The organism is Campylobacter sp. BCW_6463 (genome assembly GCF_001762785.1).
In the GTDB taxonomy this organism is placed as follows: Bacteria; Campylobacterota; Campylobacteria; order Campylobacterales; family Campylobacteraceae; genus Campylobacter_D; species Campylobacter_D jejuni.
The window spans coordinates 1-1,955 of sequence record NZ_MJXL01000049.1 but is presented as its reverse complement, the minus strand read 5'-3'; the positions used below and the strand labels follow the sequence as shown (position 1 = coordinate 1,955).

1 protein-coding gene is annotated in these 1,955 nt (G+C 31.3%); it reads right to left on the bottom strand.

All coding sequences use genetic code 11. From position 1 onward, the window contains the following. Nucleotides 1-13 precede the first annotated feature (13 nt). On the bottom strand, nucleotides 14-1,955 hold a 1,942-nt coding region (locus AJ884_RS05615; RefSeq protein WP_261660570.1), incomplete at its 5' end, for an autotransporter outer membrane beta-barrel domain-containing protein.

The following is a 1,955-nucleotide window of genomic DNA, read 5'->3' as shown; positions in this document are numbered from 1 at the left end:
ATCTTTTATAAGATTACCAAAGATAATTAAACTGAGCAAATCCTGTATGGGTATTGCCATCTTTATCAAACATTCCATTATAGTTTAAACTAAAATAGAAAGCTTCATTAACAGGAACGATAAAAGAAGTACTTACAAATTTTTGTATTCTTGGTAAATAAAACTCATCACTTACTTTTATATTTCCAAATCTAGCCTTAGCTTCTACTTTAGGATTGATATTAAACTTAGCTCCAAGTTCTACTGAAGTTTTTAAATTAGGCAACCAATCTCTAAACCAAGTAAAGCTTGTTTTAGTAGAGAAAAGATTTAAATAGTTTGCATAGGTTCTTTCTCCACCTTTAACTGTTGCTTGTCCTATAGTATCTTTCATAGAAAAAGCTTCAGTATAGCCTCCTTCATAAGCAAGACCTATTTCAGGGGAGAATATATCTTTATTAGAAATAAAATTCATACCTAAGGCTGTATTGACTCCATAAGCATAAGAATTAGGTTCAGCTTTAGCTTCATTATTTCCTATTTTTTTAGTTAAATCATTTTTAATCAAAGCAGCTTTACCTTGAGCTTTGATATAAACTTCTTGACCTTTTTCTGTAGTAAATAAGGTATTAAAGTATTTTAAACCTGCATAATAGGTTCTATTATTAATATCAAAATAAGTTGAACCCATTCTTGTATCTTCATAACCTGCATACACACCATATATTCCACTGTCTTTTAAAGTAGAATAACCTATAATGGTTCCTTTAGTGTGTCCTTTACTTTCTTCATTTAAAGAAAGTTCAACATTCTGTGAAGAAGCATAAGGAAGGATGAATAAAGAATGTTCTTTATTAGAACCATAGCTTCCATTATTTAAATCACTCTTTATATAATCACTTGCATCTGCATATAAATTACCCTTTTCAGACATAGCAATGCTTTGAGATTTACTTGAAGAAGCTAAAGCAAAGCTTTGCATAGAATTACCCATAACATTATCTATAAAGGTAGATCTTCTTGAAGTAGTAGAGATTAAAGATCTAAAGGTTGCACCTGATATGGAAGCACTAAGATCAAACCTTTTATGAATTTTTCCTGTTGAAGGATCATAGATTAAATCAATTTCTCCACTACCATTGGTTCCTATATTGCCAATATTACCTGGTTTTACCCCTGAGATGATATCATTTATATCTCCTATTCCATCTAGATCAGCATTGCCTTGATCAACGGTTATATTATCTACTTTTACATTATCTTTACCATTTCCACCTACAACCACAGTGTCTAATTTACCTGTATCTTTATCTGTAGTAACAAGCCAATCTTCTATGACTATGCTACCAGATCCGCTGTTAGTTAAATGATTGCCACTATTATCTTTATTTATGGTTCCTTGGTTATTAACAAAGATGGTTCCACTACCTTCATTTTTAATACCACTTGTAATAGTCGCATCAGAATCATTTTTTAAACTTAAATTATTATTACTTTTATTGAAAATATTACCATAAATAATTCCATTGTCAGTATTTAAAATACCACTTCCTTTTGCAGAAGCAATAAGACCTTCATTTTCAATAGTGATACCGTGAGTTTGAACTTCTGTATCTTTTTGTCCAATGGTTCCAGTATTTATAATACCCCCATTACCACCTTGGATAGTTCCAGATACATTGATGCTAGTATTTACTTGCTTACCACCGCCTATATAAATACCTGCATTACCACCTTCTAATCTACCCCCTTCTTTAACTTCAATGCCTTCACCCTCAATACCATTTTTACTTCCATCTATATGGATTGCATCATTGCCTGCTTTAATAACACCACCACTTTCTATAGTGATTTTACCAATATTAACGGGCTTTTTATTTGTATCAAATGCATAAAAAGTTATACCATTGTTGCCTGCTTCTATAGTTCCTTTATTTGTAAGGGTTTCTATCTTGTTGCCATCACCTATGAAGATA